This is a genomic window from Rhizobiales bacterium NRL2 (genome assembly GCA_001664005.1).
Classification (GTDB): Bacteria; Pseudomonadota; Alphaproteobacteria; order Minwuiales; family Minwuiaceae; genus Minwuia.
Window position 1 is genome coordinate 132962 of record CP016093.1, and the last position, 21724, is coordinate 154685.

At 69.6% G+C, this 21724-nt stretch carries 25 protein-coding genes and 1 tRNA gene; 15 read left to right on the plus strand and 11 right to left on the minus strand.

Annotation, left to right across the window (positions count from 1 at the left end; genetic code table 11):
- Positions 1–5: 5 nt before the first annotated feature.
- On the minus strand, positions 6–665 hold the full coding sequence (locus tag TEF_00575) for a glutathione S-transferase (GenBank protein ID ANK79446.1): 660 nt from the start codon (positions 663–665) through the stop codon (positions 6–8).
- A 211-nt stretch (positions 666–876) separates the two neighbouring features.
- On the opposite strand from TEF_00575, the gene TEF_00580 reads away from it, so the two are divergent.
- On the plus strand, positions 877–1305 hold the full coding sequence (locus TEF_00580) for a hypothetical protein (protein ANK79447.1): 429 nt from the start codon (positions 877–879) through the stop codon (positions 1303–1305).
- A gap of 6 nt (positions 1306–1311) precedes the next feature.
- On the opposite strand, the gene TEF_00585 is transcribed toward TEF_00580, so the two are convergent.
- Positions 1312–1686, minus strand: coding sequence for a 4,5-dioxygenase (locus TEF_00585; GenBank protein ID ANK79448.1), 375 nt, complete (start codon positions 1684–1686; stop codon positions 1312–1314).
- A gap of 144 nt (positions 1687–1830) precedes the next feature.
- Between TEF_00585 and TEF_00590 the strand changes: the two genes are divergently transcribed.
- The 4 genes from TEF_00590 (at position 1831) to TEF_00605 (ending at position 5401) form a co-directional block, all read left to right on the plus strand.
- Complete coding sequence (locus TEF_00590; protein ANK79449.1) at positions 1831–3336, plus strand: hypothetical protein; 1506 nt, start codon at positions 1831–1833, stop codon at positions 3334–3336.
- Between the two features lie 76 nt (positions 3337–3412).
- Positions 3413–3841: a hypothetical protein gene (locus TEF_00595; GenBank protein ID ANK79450.1), complete on the plus strand. Its 429-nt coding sequence runs from the start codon at positions 3413–3415 to the stop codon at positions 3839–3841.
- A gap of 144 nt (positions 3842–3985) precedes the next feature.
- Entirely contained in the window at positions 3986–5143 is a 1158-nt protein-coding gene (locus TEF_00600; GenBank protein ANK83193.1) for a hypothetical protein, read from the plus strand.
- Between the two features lie 15 nt (positions 5144–5158).
- Positions 5159–5401 (plus strand): hypothetical protein, encoded by a 243-nt coding sequence (locus TEF_00605; GenBank protein ANK79451.1) that lies wholly within the window; start codon positions 5159–5161, stop codon positions 5399–5401.
- A 60-nt stretch (positions 5402–5461) separates the two neighbouring features.
- Here TEF_00605 and TEF_00610 read toward each other — a convergent pair whose 3' ends face one another.
- The gene (locus TEF_00610) at positions 5462–6919 is read right to left on the minus strand and encodes a 3-hydroxy-3-methylglutaryl CoA synthase (protein ANK79452.1); all 1458 of its coding nucleotides are present in this window, start codon (positions 6917–6919) and stop codon (positions 5462–5464) included.
- A gap of 177 nt (positions 6920–7096) precedes the next feature.
- Here TEF_00610 and TEF_00615 point away from each other — a divergent pair.
- A tRNA-Glu gene (locus tag TEF_00615) sits at positions 7097–7172 on the plus strand.
- A gap of 379 nt (positions 7173–7551) precedes the next feature.
- A complete protein-coding gene (locus TEF_00620; protein ANK79453.1) occupies positions 7552–8211 on the plus strand; it encodes a hypothetical protein in 660 nt (219 codons plus the stop codon).
- Between the two features lie 25 nt (positions 8212–8236).
- Here TEF_00620 and TEF_00625 read toward each other — a convergent pair whose 3' ends face one another.
- Both TEF_00625 and TEF_00630 read right to left on the minus strand, forming a co-directional pair.
- A complete protein-coding gene (locus tag TEF_00625; protein ID ANK79454.1) occupies positions 8237–8803 on the minus strand; it encodes a hypothetical protein in 567 nt (188 codons plus the stop codon).
- 80 nt (positions 8804–8883) lie between these two features.
- Positions 8884–9585, minus strand: a complete 702-nt coding sequence (locus TEF_00630; protein ANK79455.1) for a hypothetical protein — start codon at positions 9583–9585, stop codon at positions 8884–8886.
- A 359-nt stretch (positions 9586–9944) separates the two neighbouring features.
- On the opposite strand from TEF_00630, the gene TEF_00635 reads away from it, so the two are divergent.
- From TEF_00635 to TEF_00645, 3 genes are all read left to right on the plus strand, one after another.
- Positions 9945–10784, plus strand: coding sequence for a hypothetical protein (locus TEF_00635; GenBank protein ANK79456.1), 840 nt, complete (start codon positions 9945–9947; stop codon positions 10782–10784).
- Between the two features lie 27 nt (positions 10785–10811).
- The gene (locus TEF_00640) at positions 10812–11921 is read left to right on the plus strand and encodes a hypothetical protein (GenBank protein ID ANK79457.1); all 1110 of its coding nucleotides are present in this window, start codon (positions 10812–10814) and stop codon (positions 11919–11921) included.
- Positions 11922–11986: 65 nt separating this feature from the next.
- Positions 11987–12427, plus strand: a complete 441-nt coding sequence (locus TEF_00645) for a hypothetical protein (GenBank protein ANK79458.1) — start codon at positions 11987–11989, stop codon at positions 12425–12427.
- 416 nt (positions 12428–12843) lie between these two features.
- On the opposite strand, the gene TEF_00650 is transcribed toward TEF_00645, so the two are convergent.
- On the minus strand, positions 12844–13455 hold the full coding sequence (locus TEF_00650; GenBank protein ANK79459.1) for a hypothetical protein: 612 nt from the start codon (positions 13453–13455) through the stop codon (positions 12844–12846).
- Entirely contained in the window at positions 13452–13904 is a 453-nt protein-coding gene (locus TEF_00655) for a hypothetical protein (protein ID ANK79460.1), read from the minus strand. Before TEF_00655 ends, TEF_00650 begins: the two co-directional genes overlap by 4 nt.
- A gap of 222 nt (positions 13905–14126) precedes the next feature.
- Here TEF_00655 and TEF_00660 point away from each other — a divergent pair, with 222 nt between their 5' ends.
- Positions 14127–14819 (plus strand): hypothetical protein, encoded by a 693-nt coding sequence (locus TEF_00660; GenBank protein ANK79461.1) that lies wholly within the window; start codon positions 14127–14129, stop codon positions 14817–14819.
- A 12-nt stretch (positions 14820–14831) separates the two neighbouring features.
- Here the strand turns inward: TEF_00660 and TEF_00665 are convergent, their stop codons facing one another.
- Positions 14832–15257, minus strand: a complete 426-nt coding sequence (locus tag TEF_00665) for a 4-oxalocrotonate tautomerase (GenBank protein ID ANK79462.1) — start codon at positions 15255–15257, stop codon at positions 14832–14834.
- 180 nt (positions 15258–15437) lie between these two features.
- Between TEF_00665 and TEF_00670 the strand changes: the two genes are divergently transcribed.
- The 4 genes from TEF_00670 (at position 15438) to TEF_00685 (ending at position 18849) form a co-directional block, all read left to right on the plus strand.
- On the plus strand, positions 15438–16001 hold the full coding sequence (locus TEF_00670; protein ANK79463.1) for a hypothetical protein: 564 nt from the start codon (positions 15438–15440) through the stop codon (positions 15999–16001).
- Positions 15991–16887 carry a threonine/homoserine exporter RhtA gene (locus TEF_00675; GenBank protein ID ANK79464.1) on the plus strand — a complete coding sequence of 299 codons (897 nt, stop codon included), beginning with the start codon at positions 15991–15993 and terminating at the stop codon, positions 16885–16887. The genes TEF_00670 and TEF_00675 overlap by 11 nt, the downstream gene beginning before the upstream one ends.
- Positions 16888–16976: 89 nt before the next feature.
- Positions 16977–18056 carry a hypothetical protein gene (locus TEF_00680; GenBank protein ID ANK79465.1) on the plus strand — a complete coding sequence of 360 codons (1080 nt, stop codon included), beginning with the start codon at positions 16977–16979 and terminating at the stop codon, positions 18054–18056.
- 49 nt (positions 18057–18105) lie between these two features.
- On the plus strand, positions 18106–18849 hold the full coding sequence (locus TEF_00685) for a hypothetical protein (protein ID ANK79466.1): 744 nt from the start codon (positions 18106–18108) through the stop codon (positions 18847–18849).
- Positions 18850–18859: 10 nt separating this feature from the next.
- Here the strand turns inward: TEF_00685 and TEF_00690 are convergent, their stop codons facing one another.
- From TEF_00690 to TEF_00700, 3 genes are read right to left on the minus strand one after another with little or no spacing between them, the layout of a single operon-like run.
- Positions 18860–19195 (minus strand): hypothetical protein, encoded by a 336-nt coding sequence (locus tag TEF_00690; protein ANK83194.1) that lies wholly within the window; start codon positions 19193–19195, stop codon positions 18860–18862.
- Positions 19196–19253: 58 nt separating this feature from the next.
- Positions 19254–21152, minus strand: a complete 1899-nt coding sequence (locus TEF_00695; protein ID ANK79467.1) for a hypothetical protein — start codon at positions 21150–21152, stop codon at positions 19254–19256.
- Complete coding sequence (locus TEF_00700) at positions 21142–21612, minus strand: hypothetical protein (GenBank protein ID ANK79468.1); 471 nt, start codon at positions 21610–21612, stop codon at positions 21142–21144. Before TEF_00700 ends, TEF_00695 begins: the two co-directional genes overlap by 11 nt.
- Positions 21613–21724 lie beyond the last annotated feature (112 nt).

Below are 21724 nucleotides of genomic sequence, written 5' to 3' on the forward strand. Positions count from 1 at the left end.
GGCGCTCAGAGCGCGTCGATCGCCTCGATCGCCCAGATCTCGCCCTCGGCCCCGGCGCGCCATTCCGCCATGTAGGGATGCGACCAGACGGCCTCGCAATAGGCGCGCGCGGCCGCGTCGATATCCGCCTCGTAGGACAGGAAGCGGCTGACGACGGGCGCGTAGAAGGCATCCGCCGCCGACCACGCGCCGAACAGGAAGTCGCCGCAGGCGCCGAAGCGGTCCCGGCAGTCCGCCCAGAGGGCGACGATCCGGGTGATGTCGGCGGCGGTCGCTTCGTCGGCAGCGAGCGCCGGGCCCCGGCGCTTCAGGTTCATCGGCCAGGCCTGACGCAGAGCGGCGAAACCGCTGTGCATCTCGGCGCAGGCGGACCGCGCCACGGCCCGCGCCGCCGACTCCGCCGGCCAGATGCCGGCCTTCGGCGCCCGCTCGGCCAGGTATTCGGCGATCGCCAGGCTGTCCCAGACCACCAGGCCACCGTCGATCAGCGCCGGCACCCTGCCCGCCGGGGAGCGGGCGCGGATGCGCGCCGCCGTGTCCGGCTGCCGCAGCGGCACGACCTCGCAGTCGAAGTCGAGACCGCTCTGCCGCGCCAGCAGCCAGCCGCGCAGCGACCATGACGAATAGATCCTGTTGCCGATGATCAGGCCGAGCCGCTCGGTCATGCCCCTGAATCCTCCTCTGCGGTGACGCCACTGTTTCGCGTCCCGTCGCCGTGGCGGCAAGAAGAATCACCGCCGCAGCGGCGCCGCATGCGCGATTCTTATCCACAAGATATTGTGTGGCCCGAGCCAGATTTGGTTTGTTGTCGCGGCGCTGCTCCCGTATTTTGTGTGGGAAGCAATTGGCTATCACCAGATATTGACGGAGGGTGCCATGTCAGCGGGCTGGACCGAGGAACGTGTCGTCAGGTTGAGGGAACTCTGGGGTTCCGGAATGACCGCGGCGCAGATCGCGGACGAACTGGGCGACGTGACCCGCAACGCCGTCATCGGCAAGGCCAACCGGCTGGGTCTTTCCAAGCCCGGCCGGCCGCGCAGCGTCAAGCCGAAACCTTCACCGCGCCGCCACATTGCCCCCCGTCCGGCCCAGGGCTTTCGCCCCGAGCCCGAGGAGACGCCGGAAGCGCCGCTCGCCCCGCCGCCGCCGCCGGGCGCCCTGCCGCAGCATCGCCGTTGCCAGTTTCCGATCGGCCATCCCGGCGATGACGACTTCCGCTTCTGCGATCACGAGACCGTCTCCGGCAAGCCCTACTGCAACTATCACTGCCGCGTGGCCTATCGTCAGCGGGTCGCCGCCGCCTGAGTCCCGTCAGGCGCTGGCGAAGCGTCTGAGGAAACCGACGTCGAGCGGGAGCTTCTCGCCGAGCCAGAGCGGGTAGGTCTCGTGATCGGGCACGTCCTCGCCGGTGCGGGGATGGACCAGGATGGTCAGGCCGCGCCGGTTCAGCATCAGCCACGGCACCAGCGCCGCGAAGACGTCCGCCGCGAAGGCGATCTGGTACATCGGCAGCGGATGCGGCCCGACGGGTTCGTCGCGCCAGCGGCCCGGCTCCACCTCGAAGCCGGCGGTCAACTGCCGGCGCAGCACGGCGGCCTCGGCCTTCTCGGCGTCATTCCGGTAGTAGATGTGGGCGTGGTAGCCCGATATGTCGCTGGCGGGACGGGGATCGGCGGTCGGTTGCATCGGCTTTCTCCTTCGCGCTCAAATTGTCGCCCACCCGCCCGCCGGGCAAGCCCCGCCGCGGTCATCACTTTGTTGACCATCCGGAACCAAGGGGTGACACTTCCCGGATCAGCAGCGTCAAGTCTGCGATACAGGGAGGTTACAATGGGTACCATCAAGCACGGTCTGGCGGCCGTGGCGATGGCCGCGTCCATCGCGGCCGGGGCCGCGGCACAGGCCAAGGAGCTCGTCGTCGCCATCGAAACCGACATCCGCGGTTTCGAGGCCATCCAGGGACGCGTCCTGGGCATCGCGGCAAGCACCGTCATGAACGCGGTCACCGACCGCCTCATCCAGCGCGACGCCAATGGCGATATCGAGCCCCAGCTCGCCACCGCCTGGGAAACCTCGGCCGACGGCAAGACCTACACCTACACGCTCCGCAAGGGCGTCAAGTTCCACAATGGAGACGACTTCACCGCCCGCGACGTGGCCGAGCACTGGAACCGGCTGCTCGACCCGGCGAACAAGTATTTCGGCCGCCTGTTCTTCAGCCCGATCCAGAAGGTCGTGGCCGACGGCGACCACACCGTGACCTTCCAGCTGGCGCATCCCTGGATCCCGATGGAGCGCCTGCACGCAGGCGTCAACTTCGGCACCTACGTCCCCTCCAGCCGCGCGGTGGCCGAGGAGACGATGATGCGCGAGCCGGTGGGTACCGGCGCCTTCATGCTGAGCGAATGGCGTTCCGGCGACCGGCTGATCGTCGACCGGAACCCGAACTACTGGGACAAGGACAAGGTCAGCCTGGACCGCGTCGTCTTCCGCATCATTCCCGACCAGGCCACCCGCTACGCCGCCCTGCAGGCCGGCGAGGTCGACATGATCTGGACCGACCGCGGCGACACCATCCTGAAGGCGAAGGAAGAGGGCGAGACCATCGTCCACGAGAGGGTCGGCCAGGGCGCCATCATCAACTTCATGAACACCGCCCGGCCGCCCTTCGACAATGTCGACGCGCGCCGCGCGGTGCAGCACGCCTGGGACCAGGGCGTCTATCTCAAGGTCTCGTTCAAGGACACCGTGCCGGCGATCGAGCATCCGCTGGGCGCGTCGTCGACCTGTGACGCCGGCTATCGCGGCCCGGACCGCGACAAGGCCAGGGAGTTCGCCGCGAAGTACGAGGCGGCGGCCGGCAAGCCGATCGCGTTCGAGATGATCCACACCTCGACCCAGCGCGGCCGCGAGTCGGGCGAGATCATGCAGCAGCTCAACAAGCGCGCCGGCATCACCGTGAACCTGCAGCCGGTGGACCAGCTCCAGCTGCGCCAGAAGGTCTTCACAAACAACTACGACATGTCCGGCTGGCGCATCGCCGACGCGCAGGACGTGGGGCCGCAGCTGTTCGCGCTGCTGCACTCCAAGAGCCCCTACAACCTGACGAAGTACAACAACCCGGCGATGGACGACCTGCTGGTGAAGATGCGCACGGCCGCCACCGAGGAAGCCCGCGCGGAAGCCATGTGCGAGGTGGTCCGCCTGATGAACGACGAGGTGCCGATCCAGTACCGCGGCGGGCGCAAGCACTACACCATCGTGGGCGCCGACATCGACGGCCTGCGTCCCCTCTATCAGGGCGTGCCCGACGTGCGCTACATCACCAGGAACTGAGCCGGCCGCAGGACCGGACCCGGAGGGGCGCGGGCTGTGGTCCGCGCCCCTTTCCGTTGCCGAGAAGGAGTTCCGAATGACCGCCGACCCCGATTGCATCTTCTGCAGGATCGTCAAGGGCGAGATCCCCTGTTTCCGCATCTACGAGGATGACGACGTGCTGGGCTTCATGGACATCAATCCCTTCAACGAAGGCCATGCGCTCGCCATCCCGAAGGACCACCACCCCGATCTCGGCGCCATCCCGCCGGAGCTGGCGGGAAAGGTCGCGGCGGCGGCTGTGCGCATCGGCCGCGCGGTCGGCGAGGTGATCCGCCCCGACGGCATGAACCTGCTTCAGGCCAACGGACCGGCCGCCGGCCAGAGCGTGTTCCACTTCCACATCCACATCTTCCCCCGCGTCGAGGGCGACAACGCACACTTCAACTGGGAATACCGGCCCGGCGACATGGAGCGGATCGGCGCCCTGGCGGAGAAGATCGCCGCCGCGGTCCGCCGCGACTGAGCGCGTCGCCCGCCGGAGGCGGTCGCGCATGAAATAGCCGCTGCCGGAATCCGACGCTGCGGCAGCGCGGGGCGGGCGCAAGCTGTATTCCGACATGGCAACAGCGAGGTGCGCCCGATGGACATGGCCTCCGCTCATCCGGCCCTGCCGGAACCGCTCGCCGGCGATCTCCGGCGGGTCGCCGACCCGCGCAACATCACCGCGGCGCTGCCCAACGCCGCCTATCTCGACCCGCTCTACGAAGCCGCGGAGCGGCGCGCCGTCTGGCAGGGCGGCTGGATCGCCGTCGGCTTCGAGGGCGACGCGCCCCGGCCCGGCGCGCTGTACCCGGCCGACATCGCCGGCCTGCCCCTGCTGCTGGCCCATGGCCGCGACGGCGCGCTCAGGGTCTTCCACAACATCTGCCGTCATCGCGGCCTGAAACTGGTGGACCGGCCGACGCGCACGGGCTCGGTCATCCGCTGCCCCTACCACGCCTGGTGCTACCGCCTGGACGGCCGGCTGGACCGCACGCCCCATGTCGGCGGCGTGGGCGTCGACAGCCACGAGGCGGTGCAGGCCGGGAACCTCGGCCTGGTCGAGATCCGCTCGGCGAGCCGTTTCGGCGTCGTCTTCGCCGACCTCTCGGGCGCGGCCCCGGAGATCGACGACGTGCTGGCCCCGCTGGCGGCGCGCTGGGCCGTGTTCGGCGGGCGGCCGTTCCATGCCGGCGGCGACGACTCCGCCTTCGAGATCGAGGTGGCCTGCAACTGGAAGCTGGCGGTGGAGAACTATCTCGAGAGCTACCACCTCCCCTCGGTCCATCCCGGACTAAACAGCTATTCCCGCATCGAGGACCACGAACCGATCGTTGGCGAATCCGGCCACGCAGGACAGGTGAGCCTGGTCTATGCCCCGGCGCTGGATCTCGCCGGCGGGGGCCTGCCGCGGCTCGAGGGGCTGGGCCCGTGGTGGGACACGCGCGCCGAGTACGTCGCGGTCTATCCCAACCTGCTCTACGGCCTGCACGCCGACCACTGGTACGGCATCGTGCTGACGCCGAAGGACGGCGGCGCCACGGTGGAGCGCGTCCGCATCGGCTATTTCGACGCCGAAACCGCCACCGGCGCCCGCCGCGCGCCCCTGCGGCAGGCCAACACCCGGCTCTGGCGCGAGGTCTTCGCCGAGGACGTGGCGCCGGTGGAGCGCATGCAGGCCGGCCGCCGCTCGCCGGCCTTCGACGGCGGCGTGCTCACCCCGGTGCTGGAGACGACGACGCGGGACTTCCACCGCTGGACCGCCGGGCGCATGCTGGGCGCCTGAACGGGAGGCTCGACGATGCTGGAACTGCGCCCCAACTGCGAATGCTGCGACCGCGACCTGCCGCCCGAAGCGGCGGACGCGGTGATCTGCACCTACGAATGCACCTTCTGCCGCGACTGCGCCGAGGCGAAGCTGGACGGCGTCTGCCCCAATTGCGGCGGCAATCTCGTCGCCCGGCCGGTCCGCCCGCCGCACATGCTGGCGAAGCACCCGGCCGCCACGAAGCGCGTCCTCAAGCCCGAAGGCTGCGCGGCCTGAAACGAGAAAGGCCCCGGGATTGCGCCCGGGGCCTTCTGCGTTGCGTGGGCCTCGGCCCGTTCAGACCTTGCGGTGGTCGGGCGCGGCCTTCCAGAAGTACTTCTTGAAGCCGCGGCGCTCGTCCTCGACCTTGATGCGGAAGACCATGCGCAGCGGCATGCCGACCTCGACATCGCCCTTGTCGACGTCCGTCAGGTCGGCCATCAGCCGCCCGCCGCCCTCGAAGGTGACCATGCCGAAATGGGTCGGCGGGTCCGGCGAGTAGGTCAGGCCGTCCGCGGTCCAGCTCTGCACGGTGCAGGGCACGTCGGCGAAGCGGTAGGGTTCCTGGCTCTTCCAGGCGCCGCAGTTCGGGTTCACGCAGATATGGGACTTCGGATACTGCACGGTGCCGCACTTGGTGCACTTCCCGCCGACGAAGCCCAGGACCATGTCGCGCTTGCGGTAGAGGGTGGTCAGCGCGGTCTGGGCGTCGACCTCGGCGCGGATGCCCTTGTCGCGGTCGATCAGGTCATTGAAGGCGAGGTAGCGGTTGTAGTTGGTCTCCTCGCGCTTGCGCTTGAGGTAGCCCTCGACGCCGCCCAGGCTCGGCTTGAACTTGCCGATGGCGTCGGTGGCGCGGAACAGCATCAGGTCGCAGCCCTGGCCCCAGCCGATCACCAGGATGGTCTGGCCGGGCTTCGCGTTCTGCAGCGCCTTCGAGAGCATGATCAGCGCATGGGCCGCGCCGGCCTCGCCCATCACGGCGTGCAGGCTGTCCTGCACCGCCTCGTCCCTGATGCCGGCGCCCTTGGCGATCTTCTGCGCCACGCCGCGGATCAGCGCCGGCATGATCATCATGTCGATGTCGGAGCCGGCGACGCCGGTCTTGTCCAGCAGGGCCTGCACCGCCGGCGGCACGATCTTGAAATAGCCCTCGTCGCGGATCCAGCGCTCCTCCCAGTTGTAGTCGTAGGACCGGTTCTGGCCGCGGTAATGGTCGACGAAGTCCGTGGAGATCTGATGCGAACCGAGATACTCGGCGACCACGTTGTCGCTGCCCAGCAGCAGCGCCGCGGCGCCGTCGCCCATCTGCAGTTCCTGCGCGCCCGACGCCGCGGTCTCGCGGGTATCGGCGGCGACGTAGAGCACCTGGCCGTCGCGCCCCTCGACGTTCTCCAGTGCCTCGATCAGGCCCGAGGTGCCGGCGCGCTGCGACGAGGTCATGTCGACGGTGCGCAGGTTCTCCCCCAGCTGCAGCGCCGTCGCCGCGACGGTCGCGTTCTGACGGTCGGCGAAGGGCATGGTGGTGGACGCGAAGTACAGCGCGCGCAGATCGGACGGGGCCGTCTCGCCCAGGCAGTCCCGGGCCGCCTCGACAGCCATGGTCAGGCTGTCCTCGTCCCAGTTGCACATGGACCGCTCGCCCTTCGCCAGTCCAGCCAGCGCCGGGTTGAACCAGCCATTCGCCTCAACGACCGCCTTGCGCTGCAGCCGAAGCCGCGGCACGTAGCCGCCAAATCCGGTAATTCCAGCCATATCGCCCTCTGTCGGTGTCTCCCCAACGCGCGGACGCGCGTTTCGGCCAATAAAGCCCAAGGTCCGCCGCGCCGCAAGGGCCGGCGGGGTCGCACCTGCCATGAGCCGCGCGTGCGCGAGGCGCTTGACGACAAACCGCGCGGACGTTAGAACCCGCGGCCTGCCGAGCAGGCCACTGCCCCGTTCGTCTAGTGGCCCAGGACGCCAGCCTCTCACGCTGGAAACAGGGGTTCGATTCCCCTACGGGGTACCATCTCATCCGGCATCGCAATCCGGCCCGTCTGCGCCTTGGCGCGTGACCCCGGATCGCCAATCGATTGGCCTGCCCTTCCCTTTCGCCATCGCCCGTCCGGATCATCGGCGCGCCGCCGTGACGCACCCCGGCGATGGAATAATCCTGCAGCGCCGCTGAACCCCCGGCTTCCGCGCATCGAAAGAATGAGCACAGGCGCCGCCGGGTTGCAGACTACCACAGTCGATCTACCTCCTCCGTGCTAGCCCTCTTAAATTCCGCCAAGGAGGTAACACCTCGATTCTATCGGGGAGTGAAACAGGGCCGACGGGTCGCTCCCAACAGTAGTGTAGGAAGCAGTATTCCGGAGCGGGCCGCCGCGCCGGGGGGAGGAACCGAAATGCCGACGGACGCCACAATCATCGCCAGAGATGCCCTTTTGCGGGAGGGCCTGAAGAGCATGCTGAAGGATTCGGAGTTCTCGATCGTGGAGGAGCTTCCCGAAATCGACGACAGCCCGCCGTACGAGAATGACGGAACCGCCCTGGTGCTGTTCGATGCGGCGAGCTGCGATGACGTGGCCGCCGGCCTGCAGATGGCGCGCGCACGCTTTCCCGGGGCCTTCATCGCCGTGGTCAGCGACTCGCGGGAGGCGGCGACCTTCCGCACCTGCATCGGCGCCGGGGCCGACGGTTATCTGGTGCGCGACGTCTCGCGCGAGGCGCTGCTGCAGTCGCTGCGCCTGATCATGCTCGGGGAGCGGGTCTTGCCGACCAGCCTCGCGGCGGAGGCCATCAGCGACGGCATGGCCCAGCCGCTGGACCGCGGCGCCGAACTTGGCGCGCTTGGTCTCACCGAGCGCGAACAGACCGTGCTGCGTCATCTGGTGGACGGGGATTCGAACAAGGAGATCGCCCGCCGCCTCGGCGTGACCGAGGCGACGGTGAAGATTCACATGAAGGGGCTGCTCAGGAAGCTGCGCCTCACCAACCGCACCCAGGCGGCGGTCTGGGCGATCGAGCAGGGCATCGCGCCGGTGGAGTCGGCCGGTGGCGACTGACGCCTCCGGGCCCGCAGCCGCGCCGTCAGCGTGGCTGCGGCGACGCCCCCGAGGCGCCCATGGAGGCGGCCTGACGAGTCCAGGTGTCGATGGCGCCGCGGCCCCCGGCCGCGCCGGCGCCCGGGCTGACCAGGCTGACCCAGTTGTTCACCGTATCGCCGGTCTCGCCGCCGACGGGCGGCGTGACCACGAAGGCGCCGCTGGCGCCGCCGCTGCCGAAATGGGCGTTGAAGCCGCCGACGCCGAACGAGAAACCGTCGGCGCCCCGGCTGGAGAGCACGACGCTGCCGGTCGGGATTGCGGCGCCCACCTGCTCGCGGACGATGGCGACGCCATCCGGTCCGCGCTCCACCTCGAGCAGCCGGCCGTCGGAGCCGCGAAGCAGGTTGTCGGGCGTCACGCCGCGGAGCTGCTGGTCGAGAATGGCCTGACGGTGGGCGAAGCTCACCGCCTGATTGCCGCCACGGAAATTGAAGTTCTCGCGGATGGGCTGGGCTTCGGCGGCGGCCACCACGGCGACCGACGCGAAGCCGGCCGCGGCGAGGGGGATCAGCCGCGATAGTCCGTGTCTCTGACGCTTGTCGGTCTGCATTGGTTCTTCCTCCACCTTTCCGACGCTGATACCTCAATGTGGTGGCGCGCGGCGGCGCATTGCAACGCCTAACCGGGCCTCTACCCCCAATGCGCCGCGTCCGCGAGGCGATGTCCGCCCTCCTCCGGCGCCGCCTGCCGGGCGCGCGCCAGGAACACCGCGGCTTCGGTCCGGTTGCGCAGGTTGAGCCGGCCCAGAACCCGGCGCACGAGTGCCTTGGCGACGGCGTCGGTCAGGCCGAGTTCGCGTCCGATGGCGCGGTTGGTCGATCCACGGGCGAGCGCCTCCAGCACGCCCCGCTCGCGCGGATCCATCTCCTGCAGGGTGGCGCGGCGCAGGCTGAACAGGTCCAGCCCGCCTTCGGCGCCCGAGGGCACCACCCCATAGCCGAGCCGTGTCAGCCGCAACGCATCCGCCAGCCGCGCGGGGCCGAGATCGGCGAACAGCCAGGCTTCGCCCAGCTTCATCGCAGGCGCGCCGTCCAGCAGTTCGTCCAGGGCCACCACCACGACCAGCCGCGCGCCACGCAGCAGGCCGAACAGCCTGAGCGTCTCGCCGCGCGGCAGGTTCCAGAAGGTGGCGTGCCAGACCAGCACGTCGGCGTTGGCGAAGTCGTGACGCTCCATCAGGCCGGCAAGTTCGTCCAGTCCGCCCGCACGCGTCACCGGCATGCCCTCGGCGCCCCGCAGGTCGCGGGCGATCCGCCGCAGCCGCGTGCGGCCGTCGTCATAGACGACCACCGGTCGCGCCGGCTCCCGCACGATCGATTCCCGGCCGGTCATCGGACCCGATTGCCGGGCATCCCCGTGATCGGCGTCAGTCCTTTCCATCTGATTCCTGACACTCCCAAAACGCCCTCTTTTCTCTATCTGCGCCACGCCGGCTGAATATGCCGTACTTGTTCGCGTCCATCGTACGAACAGATCCCCGCAACGCAATCAATCGGCCGTATTAGGCCTTTGGTTTTATTATTTACCCATGTTGGATTTGCACCTTCTCCGGAAGTGGTAGCCCCTTTTTTGCACCATGATACCCCTTTGATTTCTTTCAATCGCGCCGTTCAGACCCGAAACTCGTCACAGATCGAACACGGCGACAGCCGCCGCCCCAGACCGGCGGCGCGACCAAAGGGACAAATGGGATGCGAAGCAACAAGCAGAAAAAACGGTCCAGGCGGCTGGGCCAGGTCTCGACCATCGCGGCGGCGGCCCTGCTCGCGGCGGCCTGCGAAGGTCACATCGAACACGGCGAGGACGGCGTGGATCCCGTCTTCAGTTTCCCCGTGACCAGCAACGAGACCCCCTATACCCAGTGCCTGTCCGGGCTTTCCCGGCAGGACGGCGACAACCTGCCGATCTTCGCGGTCGGCGAGGTGGCCGACAAATCGGGCCAGATCGACCTGCAGACGGGCAGCCGCGCGCTCAGCCAGGGCGTGTCCGAGATGGTCATCAGCGCACTGGGCCGCACGGGCAAGGTGCGCATGGTCGAACGCCTCGACCTGCGCATCCCGCTGGCCGAAATGAAGCTGGCCCAGGGCGGCCAGCTGGAACGCGATATCGACGACTACGAACTGCCGGCGAGCGATTTCATCGTCGCCGGCGCGCTGACCGAGCTGAACCACAACATCGCCAGCGGCGGCGTGCGCGCCGCGGTCAAGGGCGTTGGCGGTTCGGCCCGTTCGGTCGTCATCAACGTCGCTCTGGACCTTCGGGTGATCAACTCGCGGAACTTCACGGTGCCCTACACCCTCAGCCTGCAGAAGCAGATCTACGGCTACGAGGTGCAGGCCAATATCTTCCGCTTCTTCGGCGATCACCTGGTCGAGTTCGACGCCGGGCAGATCGAAAACGAACCTCTCCAGCTCGGCGTCAGGTCCGTCGTGGAAATGGCGGTTTACCGCGTCATGACGGACTTCCTCGGTCTCGAGCCGGACGCGCAATGCCGTCTGGTTCGGACCGATCACATGGGAGAGGAACTCTGAACCGAACCGTCCAAGAAGGAGGACGACATGTTTAAGCACAAGCAGTGGCTCTATGCCGGCACAGCCGCCGCGGCCCTGAGCTTCGGCCTCGCCGTAAGCGGCCCCGCCCAGGCCTTCGAGGAAGTCAACTGGAGCTGGGACAAGGACGTGGTGGAGACCGTCGACATCGACGTCGACATCACGTCCGCCATGGAACCGGTCGGCCTGACCGAGGTCGAGAAGCTGCAGGTCGCCATCGGCAACCAGACCGCCACGGCGACGCTCGGCACCTTCAACAACGCACCGCCTGCGGAAGGCGGCACCGTGGACGGCACCGTCACCTTCGAAGGCTCCTACGAGGACGATGACGACCTCGGCGACGAGGCCTTCGACGAGGCGTTCGCGCTCAATGGCGACCAGTCCACCGAGCAGACCTTCGGCAGCGATGTCGACAACAACCAGGTCGAGACCGGCGGCGGCTTCGAAGGCGGCACCGTGACCGTCGAGGGCGGCGTCAACGAGGGCTCCGACGTCCTCACCGACGGCGACCAGGGCGCGACCCGGTTCGTCGTGACCGTCGAGGATCTCGAGGTGGCGCCGGATCAGGCCATCGACGCGACGACCGAACTGCCGGTGGTCGAGGTCGCGGCGACCGCGCTGGCCAACTCGGAGACCATCGAGAGCGAGACCGCCACGACGATCCACGAAGGCCAGTTCGCCTTCGGCGGTTTCTCGGGTGAAGCCGGTGCCGAGGGCTCCAACCTGGACGGCGTCGAGGACGCCAACACCCACATCGCGGCGCTGGACCAGCTCCTGAACGCCGGCGGTGCGGGCGCCATCACGCCCGCGCAGGTCTCGGCCGTCGCTTCGGCCGACGCCATCGCCAACGGCCAGGCCGACATCAGCGCCCAGGCCATCGCCAACAACCACTCGATCGACGTGAACGCGGCGAGCGAGGACGATGGCGTGCTGATCGCGGACCTGACCCAGGGCGCGTTCGCGGACTCGGTGGCCACCGCCTCGCTGAACTCGAGCACGGTTGAGAACTACACCAACCTGCGCGAGATCGGCACGGACGGTATCGCGCCGGTCGCCAATGTGAGCGCGACCGCCGCGGGCAACGTCTCCGACATCAGCGTCGGCTTCGACGCCGAGTGATGGACGGCCCAACCGGAAACCGGGGCGGGGCGACCCGCCCCGGCTTTCCATTTCCTTCGGAGCGGATGATGATGATGACCAGAACAATGAACTATCGCCTGGCCGTGATCGGAACGGCCGCGCTGGCCGCCGGCGCCGTGCTGCTGGCCATGCCCCTGGCCCAGGCGCAGAACATCGAGAACAACTGGACCCCCACGCCGCAGAACCGCACCTCGGTCGCGGCCATGATCAAGCAGGCCGAGGAAGGCGTCTTCGAACAGCAGGCGAACCCGGCCCGCGTTACCGGCGGCTCCGCCGGCCAGGGCGTCGTGCTCTGCGGCGGCGGCGGCGAGGACAAGACCGCGGCCACCAGCAATCTCTCCTGCGTGGTCGTGGGCGAGGGCGCCAACGCCAGCATCAATCTCGGCCAGGACAGCGACGGCGACCAGACCGCCGACAACGACGAAGCCGCCGAGACCGAGAACGTGATCGACGACGTCGGGCAGCTGCTGAACAGCCAGAACTAGGACGCTTCTCCGATTCCACGGGGAGCGCGCCGACAGCCGGCCTCCCCCGGCCCGGGCCATCGAACGGTCCGACGCCGGGCGGAGGCCGCCGCGATTCGGGTCCCTCCCCGACCGTCTTCCTTCCACCGATCCACCGAGTCCTGAACGGGCCGCAGGCCCGGTTCGGGACCCATGCCTGAGAGGGTCCGGCCGCACCTGTTCCGGCGGACAGGCTCAGGCGTGGGTCCCGCGCCGCCGCTGACGCGGCGCGCAGGACGCGGGGTGCGTCCACCGGACCACGGCCGAAGGGGTGGCAGAGGTCCGGCGACAGGCAGGAAAAAGGGCCGGCGCCGCCATCGCGGCCCGGCCCTTCGTCGTTGCCCGGATGGGGAGGAGCGGCTTTCGGAACCGCCGCCCTCCCCGGCATTGACGGCCCGTCAGCCCTGCATCTCACCGAGCAGCAGGTAGAACAGCGTCACCTGCGTCGGGGCGCCCGTGGCGTCCAGGCCGTCCACGGCGGACTGGAATTTCTGGATCGCCCCCTGCGTGTTGGGACCGAAGCTGCCGTCGATGGCGCCATTGTAGGCGCCCATGTCCTGCAGCCGGCGCTGCATCTGCGCGATCGTCGCCTTGTGCATGACGTAGTTCTGCCCGGCGACGCTGAACTGCTGCGTCGGCGAGTTGCTGTCGAGACGGTGCTCGGACAGCCCCTGGGCGACGGCGCCGGCCATCGCCGCCAGCCTGGCGTCGCTGCCACCCTGGCAGCTTTCCTCGATCAGGGTGGCGATCAGCTCCGTCGACTGCCACGGCGTCAGATCGAACGTATCCGGCATGTGGCGGTTGGAGGCGGTCAGATAACCCTGGATCCAGCCCTGGGTCATGGCGTATTCGCGGCTGTCCTTGTTCTGACGCATCTGGATGAACTTCTGGCAGCTCACCTGCCCGGCGCCCTTCACCGCGAAACGGCCCTGGCCGTCGGCGGCCGTGGCCGGGGTAGCGGCGGCCGCCAGCGCGGCGGCGGACGCGATCGCGATTGCTGTCCGTTTCATTCTTCTTCTCCTTTGCTGTCGGCGGCGCGGGGTCCGGCGGCCCCGGCCCAGCGCCAGTCGTCGTCCCGGTCCGGCCGGCCGCGGGCGACATGGCCCGACACGGGCGTCATGGCCTGCGCCGCAGAAGCATCGCCGCCGTCGCAGACCAGCATCGGCCTCGGCGCATTCATGCCCGGCAGGCAGACCAGTTCGTGGCGGCAGCCGGGTCCGCCTTCGGAATCGGACTGCGGCGGGGCGGCGCTGTCGAGCTGGCGCTGGCAGGCGGGGTCGACATTGCGGTCGCTCTCAGCCAGCGCCTCGCGCACCGCCGCGGTTTCCGCCAGCGGTTTCATGCGCGGATTGGCGGGGCCGCCGGACGTCGAGCCGCCGCCGGCCACCATGTCCACCACGCTCACGGCAGTGCCCACCGCGCCGAGGGCCGTACAGCCCCCGACGAGCCACAGGCACATGAGGCTCGCGCTCAACCGGCACAGGGTTCCCATGGCGCGAAAGATAGCGATACCCGCCGCCACATCGAATGGGGGAGAAGTACTAGCCTTTCCGAGATGCGGCTCCCGCCATCGGCGGTACGAGCGGATGGCAGGGTTTCCCCGGCGGAGCCGGTCGAGCTACGATGAAACCGGCGGCACTCCCGCCGCGCAACGGATGACCGCTTGAGAACCGCGCTCGCCATGCTGGCCCTCGCGGCCCTGCTCCTTCCGCCGCCCGGCGCGGCGGCTCGGGAAGACACGCGCCGCGCGGTCGACGTGGAGATCTGTCTCGCCGTCGACGGCTCCGGCTCCATCGACGCGGACGAGTTCGCCTTCCAGCGGGAAGCCTACGCCCATGCCATCGCCGACCGACGGGTGCTCGACATCATCGCGTCGGGCTACGAGGGCGGCATCGCCGTCGCCATGATGGAGTGGGGCGGCGCCGACAGCATGAACCCGGTGACGGACTGGCATTTCATCGGCGGTCCGGAGGCCGCGGCGGACTTCGCCGGGCGCATCCGCGCCGCGCCCCGGCGCGCCGTGGGCTGGAACTCGATCTCCAACGCCATCGCCTTCTGCCATGCGTGGATCCAGGAGAACGCCTTCGACGGCCACCGCAAGGTGATCGACGTCTCCGGCGACGCCGGCCAGTATGGCGGCATGCCGCTGGGGACCGCGCGCGACGCGGCAGTGGCGGACGGCATCGTCATCAACGCCCTGGCGCTGAACTACCGCTCGGGCGGCATGACCGGGCCGGGCGGCATGGCCCTGCTGGAGCATTTCCGGCGCGACGTCATCGGCGGGCCGTGGTCCTTCGCCCTGCCGGTCGACAGCCCCGGCGGGTTCCGGGAGGCGCTGGTAAGGAAGCTGATCCTGGAGATCGCCTCCCGGTAGCCGCGGCCGGCGCTATCGCCCGGTCGGTGGGCTGGGCCGGTTCTCCCGCTTCCAGCGCTTCTCGTCCTCGGTGTCCGGTTTCGGCGGACGGTGACCCTGGATCGACCAGAGGTCGAAGGGCGTCTCGTCGATATGGAACTCCCAGTCGAGCCCCTTGTCGCGGATGAAGGGCGCCAGCGCCTCGTCGCAGCGGCCGATCCACCAGGTGCGCAGTTCCTCGGTCGGGAGGGTGCGCGCGATGTGGTCCACCCAGATGCGCACGAAATTGTCACGCGGCTCGCCGCCGATGAAGAAAGCGTCCGGCGCCACCGCTTCGAACACGACGCCCACATAGAATTCCGGCAGGCGGTCGTAGAGCGCGGTGATGCGCCCGGCCAGCTCCTGGCGTTCCTCGACGGTGAAGGCGTCCTCGGGGTGGTAGATCTTCCAGAGCGGCATCGGGCTTCTCCTGCGGCTGCGGGCGGCGGCGGCATGCCGGCGTCCTTTTGATGATGTACATCATTAATAATGCGCAGCCGGCGCTCGGCAAGCCGCAAACAATGCTTTTCCTCCGTCCGTCCAGGTTCTATTGATGATGTGTGTACGCAATACGCGGATTGTTGCGTTGGAGGAACGGTCATGCGGATCAGCCGGCAGGAGGCGCAGAGAAACCGGGAGCGGATCCGGAAGGTCTCGGGCGAGCTGTTCCGCGCGCGCGGCTTCGGCGGCGTCGCCGTCAGCGACCTGATGAAGGCCGCCGGCCTGACCCATGGCGGCTTCTACAACCATTTCCCGTCCAAGTCGGCGCTGGCGGCCGAAGCGCTGGAGGACGCCTTCCGCCGCATGGCCGCCGAACGCGCCGGCGCGCGCAGCCTGGACGAACTGCTCCGGGGCTATCTCTCACGGGCGGCGCGCGACGCCCCCGCCCGCGCCTGTCCCGCCCCGGCGCTGGCCGCGGAGACGGCGCGCGAGGAGCCGGCGGTGCGGCAGGCCTTCGCCGAGGGTCTGGAAGAGCTGATCGGCACGGTGGAACACCTGCTCCCGGAGACCCGCGACCCGGACGACCGCCGCCGCCGCGCCACCGGGATCGTCGCCCGCATGGCCGGCGCGGTGATGCTCTCCCGCGCCGTGCCCGACGATCATCCGCTCGCCGACGAGCTGCTGACAGCCGGCTGGCCGGAAGGGCCGGGCGATGGAAGGTGAGCGCCTGAGCGGACCGCCGCCCGGCGCCCTGCGCTCGCCGGCCGACGCGGCGATCCCGCTGCTGTTCCTCAGCGCCGCGCTGATCTCGCAATATGTCGGCGCGGCCTTCGCCAAGACCCTGTTCCCGCTGGTCGGTGCGGACGGCGTCACCGTGCTCCGGATCGGCCTCTCGGCGCTGTTCCTGGCCCTGATCTGGCGGCCCTGGCGGGCCCGGCTCGACCGCCGCGCCATCCGCTCGGTCGCCGCCTATGGCGTGATGCTGGGCGCGATGAACTTCTCCATCTACCGCGCCATGGAGCTGATCCCGATCGGCATCGCCGTCGCCATCGAGGTGACGGGACCGCTGGTCGTGGCGCTCGCCGGCTGCCGGCGCCTCGTCGACCTGCTCTGGGTCGCGCTGGCGGTCACCGGCCTCGCGATCCTGCTGCCGATCGAGACCGGGCCGGGCGCGCTCGACCCTGTCGGCATCGCCTGGGCGGGCGCCGCCGCCGGCTGCTGGGCGCTCTACATCGTCTTCGGCAAGCGCGCCTCGGTGCTGCCGGCCGGGCAGGCGGTGACCTGGGGCATGCTCGCCGCCGCGCTGTTCGTCGCGCCCATCGGCGCAGTCAATTCCGGCGCCGTCCTGCTGGATGCGGAGATCCTGGCGATCGGCGCGGCGGTGGCCGTACTCTCCAGCGTCGTGCCCTACCTGCTGGAGATGCTGACGCTCCGGCGCGTGTCGGGCAGCGTCTTCGGGCTGGTGATCAGCGGCGCGCCGGCTGTCGCCGCCCTGGTCGGCTTCGTCCTGCTGGACGAGCGGCTGGACTGGACGCAATGGACCGCCATCGGCTGCATCGTCTCAGCCTCGGCCGGCAGCACCTTCGGGGGACGGAAAGAAGCCCCCTGACCCCTTGCCCCCGCTGCAGGAACGCTCACATTCCCGCAATGTGCGCCGTGTCAGTCTCCGCCGTCACCCGAGCCCCGAGGACAGCCCCCATGGACATCGCCCGTCATTTCGCCACGGACTACGCCGATGCGCGCGCGAAATTCCGCGCCGCCGCGGAGGCCGCCGGCGCCCGGCTGGAGCGCCACGTCAACCCCGCGGCCAGCCCCGCCGGCGTCGAACTGACGACCGACGTGGCGGTGCTGGGCGATCCGGCGGCGGAGAAGATGCTGCTGACCTTCTCGGGCACGCATGGGGCGGAAGGCTTCTGCGGCTCGGGGGTGCAGACCGCCTGGCTGGCCGAGGGCCTCTGGCGGGAGGTTCCGGCTGACACGGCGCAGGTCCACGTCCACGCCATCAACCCTTACGGCTTCGCCGCGCTGTCGCGGACGACCGAGGACAATATCGACCTCAACCGCAATTTCGTCGATCACGCCGAGCCGCCGGCCAACCCGCGCTACCGCGAGGTGCGGCCGATCCTCTGTCCCGAGAACTGGGACGAGAGCACGCTGGACCGCATCAGGGCGGGCGTCGACGACTATGTCGCGCGCGAGGGCTTCTGGACGTTCCGGGAGGCGGCGACCGCAGGCCAGTACGAGGATCCGCAGGGCATCTTCTATGGCGGCCGGGGGCCGAGCTGGTCCCGGCGCACGGTGGAGGCGATCGTGCGGGGCCGCTGCGCCGGACTGAAGCACCTCGCCGTCATCGACTATCATACCGGCCTCGGCCCGCGCGGCTTCGGCGAGCGCATCGTCGACCACCATCCCGGCACGCCCGGCTATGACCGCGCCATGGCCTGGTACGAGGGCGACGCCGCCTCGCCCCATCTCGGCACCTCGGCCTCGGCGAAGCTGACGGGGCAGATGCTGGACGCCGTCGAGGACATGCTGCCGGCTGCGGACGTCACCGCCATCGCGCTGGAGTACGGCACCCAGCCCGAGGACAAGGTGATCGGCGCGCTGGTCTCCGACAACTGGCTGCGCCATCACGGCGACCCCGGCACCGCCCGCGGCCGTGAGATCAAGCGCGCCGTGCGCGATGCCTTCTACCAGGACGCCGGCGACTGGAAGCGGATGATCTGGGAGCGCGCGCTGGCGACCCAGCGTCTCGCCTTGAAAGGCCTCGCGGCCTGACCCATTCTCAACGCCGGCGCTACGCCGCCGCAGATGGAGGGGACCGGATATGGCCGAGATCATGGGACTGCTGTCCGACCCGAGCGCGTGGGCGTCGCTCGCGACCCTGACCGCGCTCGAGGTGGTGCTCGGCATCGACAATCTCGTCTTCCTGTCCATCGTCACCGCCAGGCTGAAGCCGGAGCAGCAGCCGCTGGCGCAGCGCATCGGCCTGGGTCTCGCCCTCGGCATGCGCATCGCGCTGCTGTTCGCCATCGTCTGGATCGCGCGGCTGACGACGCCGATCTTCGAGGTCTTCGACCATGTTGTGAGCTGGCGCGACCTGATCATGCTGGGCGGCGGGCTGTTCCTGCTGGTCAAGGGCACGATGGAGATCCATCACTCGGTCGAGGGCGAGGAGACGACCTCCCGGCCCGGCAGCACCGGCTTCGCCATGGCCATCGTGCAGATCGTGGCGCTGGACGCCGTGTTCTCGCTGGATTCGGTGATCACCGCCGTCGGCATGACCGACCAGTTGCCGATCATGATCGCGGCCGTCTCCATCGCCATCGCGGTGATGATGTTCGCGGCGACGCCGGTCGCCGACTTCATCAAGCGCCATCCGACGACCAAGATGCTGGCGCTGAGTTTCCTGCTGCTGGTGGGCATGGCGCTGATCGCCGACGGGCTGCATTTCCACATCCCGCGGGGCTATCTCTACTTCGCCATCGCCTTCTCGATCCTGGTGGAAGTGCTGAACCTGCTGGCCAGGCGCAAGCGCGGCGGAGCGGAGACCCCGATACGCGGCGGCTGAGGACGGCGCTCTACGCGCCCAGGGCCTCGGCCACGGCCTCGACCAGTTCCTCGTCGTCGAAGGGCTTGTAGAGCACGCGGATCGCGCCATAGAGATCGGCGACGGCGGTGACGTTCTCCAGCGTGGCGTCCGGGCCGCCGCCGGAAATGACGATCACCGGCATTTCGGGCCAGTTCTCCGTCACCGCCTTCATGACGTCCAGTCCGCCCTTCTTCGGCATCCAGATGTCGAGCACGAGAACGTCGAAGGCGCTTTCGCCGAGACGCGCCAGCGCGGCCTCGCCATCCGCCGTCAACACGGCCTCGTGCCCGGCCTGGCGGAGCACCAGGTCCAGCGCCTCGCGCATTTCCGGCACGTCCTCGGCGACAAGTATCCTGGCCAAGTCCCCTTATCCCCCTCGCCCGTCAGATCCCGTCCGCGGCCGGCAGCAGGATGATCACGCTGGCGCCGCGGCCGCGGGCCGATTCGACCTCGATGAGGCCGCCCCACCGATGGATGATACCATAGACCACGGACAGGCCGAGCCCGGTTCCCTTGCCCGGCTCCTTGGTGGTGAAGAAGGGCTCGAAGATGCGGTCCAGCACCTCCCGGCTCATGCCCGGGCCGTCGTCGCTCACCGCGATGCGGGCATAGCGGCCGGCGGCCGCGCCCGGGCGCGCGCCCTCGGCCAGGTCCACCGCCGAAAGCTGCACGCGCACGATGCCCCGGTCGGCCATGGCGTCGGCGGCGTTGGTCAGCAGGTTGAGCAGCACCTGGGTGAACTCGGTCTCGTTCACCGTCGCCACGATCTCCTCTTCGGGCAGGTCGAGCTCGATCTCGACGCCCCTGAGCGGCAGGTCGCGGGAGAAGGCGACCGAATCCGCCACCAGCGCGCCAAGCGGGGCCGGGGCCATCTGTCCCTCGCTGCCGCGCGCGAAGCTGAGCATCTCGCGGACGATGTCGCGGGCCTTGTCGGCGCATTCGCGCACCCGGGCCAGATAGCGGTCGCGGTCCGCCGCTTCGCCGGCAGCGGCGGCGGCGCGGGCGAAGGTGCGGATGGGGTGGAGCAGGTTGTTGATCTCGTGGGCGACGCCGCCGGCGAGCTGGCCCACGGCCTCCAGCTTCTGTACCCGCTGCAGGTGGCGGTCGACCTCCGCCTGGCGGCGCTCCATGCGCCAGCGTTCGGTTTCGTCCAGCACCAGCAGCAGCCGCCCGATGCCGGGCAGCGGCGTGGAGCGCGCATGCAGGCGCGCCACCGCGCCGTCGCGGCGGCGCAGCTCGAAGGCCGGGTAGACCACCGGCCGCGGGCGACCGGCGGCGTGGGCCCGGTCCTCCTCGTCGCTCAGGGTCCGGACCTCCTCGGGCAGGTCGAGAACGTCCTTCCAGCGGCGGCCAAGGAGATCCTCGTCGCGCCCGACGCCGAACAGTTCGGCCAGCCGGGGCGAGACCGCGAAGATGCCGCCGGCATGGTCCTCGACGCAGAAACCGATGCCCGCGGCGTCGATGGCGTCCAGAATGGCGCGGGTACGGCTTTCGCGGGCCCGGCTTTCCTCGCGCGCGGCGTACTGCTCGCTCTGGTCCACCAGGCTGATCACCCGGCCGCCTCCGGGGGAGGGCGCAAGGCGCACGGCGAGGTGCAGCCGGCGGCCGTCGGGGCGCAGCCATTCGACATCGCCCAGCTCCCGGCTTGCGGCGCCGGCGTCGAGCGCCCCCAGTGCGGCCTCCAGGTCCGTCCGGCCGCCCGGCCCCTGCAGGTCGACCCAGCGCCGGCCCAGCACTTCGGCCTCCGAGCGGTGTCCCGTCAGGGCCAGCAGGGCGGGGCGGGCCATGGTCATGCGGCCCGCCGCATCGATGGCGCCGATGCCGACGCCGGAGCGGTCGAGCGCATCGAAGACGCCGCGCAGCCGGGCCTCGGCGCGCGCCCTTTCCCGCTCGGCCAGCACCCGTTCCGTGACATCGCGCGTGATGCCGACGACACCGCTCACCTCGCCGTCCGGTCCGAATTCCGGCAGGGCCTCGACGACCACCGCCAGCGGCCGGCCGTTGCGTTCGATCAGCGCCGTTTCATGGGACAGACGCGCGCCGTCGGCGATCAGGCGATCCAGGCCTTCGCGCAGCGCTTCCCTGTCCGCGGGACCGAACTGGGCCAGCACGTCGTCGACGGGAACGTCTCCGTCGAGACGGACATCGCCCAGCAACTGGAAAATCCCCCGGATCGGCCGGAATCGGCGATCGGGCAGATCGATGCGCCAGGCGCCGAAGCGGCCGGCGCGCTCGAAAAGGTCGATCAGCCGCTCGCTGTCGGTCCCCGGCTCAGGCGTCACGGTCTTCGGCGTCGTCATTCTGGCTCTCACCCTCCCTCAGGGCCGTGGACAGCCGCGTCAGCGCACGCCCCAGACCCCCCGCATCCGTCTCCGGCAACCCCTCGATGGCCCGCGCCAGGCGGTGGATCGGATCCTGTTGCAGCATATGCCGCCCCGCTGCGGTCAGCGAGATGATCGAGGCGCGGCCGTCCGCCGGGTCCTTCACCGCGTCGACCAGTCCGTGGCGGCGGAGCGCGCCGACGGTGCGTGACGCCGGCCCCAGCGTGACCCCCAGATAGCGCGCCAGCCCGGCGACCGACCGGGCCGAGCGGTTGGCGCGGGCGAAGAACCGCAGCGCCGACCACTGCACGGGATGCAGGCCCCCGGCGCCGCGCTGGTCATAGACATGCCGCGCGGTCTGCTCCAGCAGGTTCGCCAGTGCGATGGCGGGTCGGCCCGGCGGATCGGCGTTTGTGTTCATCGTCACGATCCTAGCCGCTATTGTTGCTAGTAGCAATTTGTTCATTGACGTGCAGGATGCCGAATTTTAAGTTGCTACTAGCAACAAACTGCATCCCCGACAGGGCGGTTCC

Bases quoted from the DNA above. Each gene is read 5' to 3' on its own strand.
- TEF_00655 (ANK79460.1), bottom strand. From the start codon at position 13,904: ATGTGCCTGTGGCTCGTCGGGGGCTGTACGGCCCTCGGCGCGGTGGGC.
- TEF_00690 (ANK83194.1), bottom strand. From the start codon at position 19,195: ATGCGCGAGGCGCTGGACCTGGTGCTCCGCCAGGCCGGGCACGAGGCC.
- TEF_00630 (ANK79455.1), bottom strand. From the start codon at position 9,585: ATGACCGGCCGGGAATCGATCGTGCGGGAGCCGGCGCGACCGGTGGTC.
- TEF_00700 (ANK79468.1), bottom strand. From the start codon at position 21,612: ATGAACACAAACGCCGATCCGCCGGGCCGACCCGCCATCGCACTGGCG.
- TEF_00625 (ANK79454.1), bottom strand. From the start codon at position 8,803: ATGCAGACCGACAAGCGTCAGAGACACGGACTATCGCGGCTGATCCCC.
- TEF_00670 (ANK79463.1), top strand. From the start codon at position 15,438: ATGCGGATCAGCCGGCAGGAGGCGCAGAGAAACCGGGAGCGGATCCGG.
- TEF_00645 (ANK79458.1), top strand. From the start codon at position 11,987: ATGATGATGATGACCAGAACAATGAACTATCGCCTGGCCGTGATCGGA.
- TEF_00660 (ANK79461.1), top strand. From the start codon at position 14,127: ATGCTGGCCCTCGCGGCCCTGCTCCTTCCGCCGCCCGGCGCGGCGGCT.
- TEF_00685 (ANK79466.1), top strand. From the start codon at position 18,106: ATGGCCGAGATCATGGGACTGCTGTCCGACCCGAGCGCGTGGGCGTCG.
- TEF_00680 (ANK79465.1), top strand. From the start codon at position 16,977: ATGGACATCGCCCGTCATTTCGCCACGGACTACGCCGATGCGCGCGCG.
- TEF_00635 (ANK79456.1), top strand. From the start codon at position 9,945: ATGCGAAGCAACAAGCAGAAAAAACGGTCCAGGCGGCTGGGCCAGGTC.
- TEF_00640 (ANK79457.1), top strand. From the start codon at position 10,812: ATGTTTAAGCACAAGCAGTGGCTCTATGCCGGCACAGCCGCCGCGGCC.
- TEF_00610 (ANK79452.1), bottom strand. From the start codon at position 6,919: ATGGCTGGAATTACCGGATTTGGCGGCTACGTGCCGCGGCTTCGGCTG.
- TEF_00675 (ANK79464.1), top strand. From the start codon at position 15,991: ATGGAAGGTGAGCGCCTGAGCGGACCGCCGCCCGGCGCCCTGCGCTCG.
- TEF_00650 (ANK79459.1), bottom strand. From the start codon at position 13,455: ATGAAACGGACAGCAATCGCGATCGCGTCCGCCGCCGCGCTGGCGGCC.
- TEF_00590 (ANK79449.1), top strand. From the start codon at position 1,831: ATGGGTACCATCAAGCACGGTCTGGCGGCCGTGGCGATGGCCGCGTCC.
- TEF_00605 (ANK79451.1), top strand. From the start codon at position 5,159: ATGCTGGAACTGCGCCCCAACTGCGAATGCTGCGACCGCGACCTGCCG.
- TEF_00580 (ANK79447.1), top strand. From the start codon at position 877: ATGTCAGCGGGCTGGACCGAGGAACGTGTCGTCAGGTTGAGGGAACTC.
- TEF_00575 (ANK79446.1), bottom strand. From the start codon at position 665: ATGACCGAGCGGCTCGGCCTGATCATCGGCAACAGGATCTATTCGTCA.
- TEF_00620 (ANK79453.1), top strand. From the start codon at position 7,552: ATGCCGACGGACGCCACAATCATCGCCAGAGATGCCCTTTTGCGGGAG.
- TEF_00585 (ANK79448.1), bottom strand. From the start codon at position 1,686: ATGCAACCGACCGCCGATCCCCGTCCCGCCAGCGACATATCGGGCTAC.
- TEF_00595 (ANK79450.1), top strand. From the start codon at position 3,413: ATGACCGCCGACCCCGATTGCATCTTCTGCAGGATCGTCAAGGGCGAG.
- TEF_00665 (ANK79462.1), bottom strand. From the start codon at position 15,257: ATGCCGCTCTGGAAGATCTACCACCCCGAGGACGCCTTCACCGTCGAG.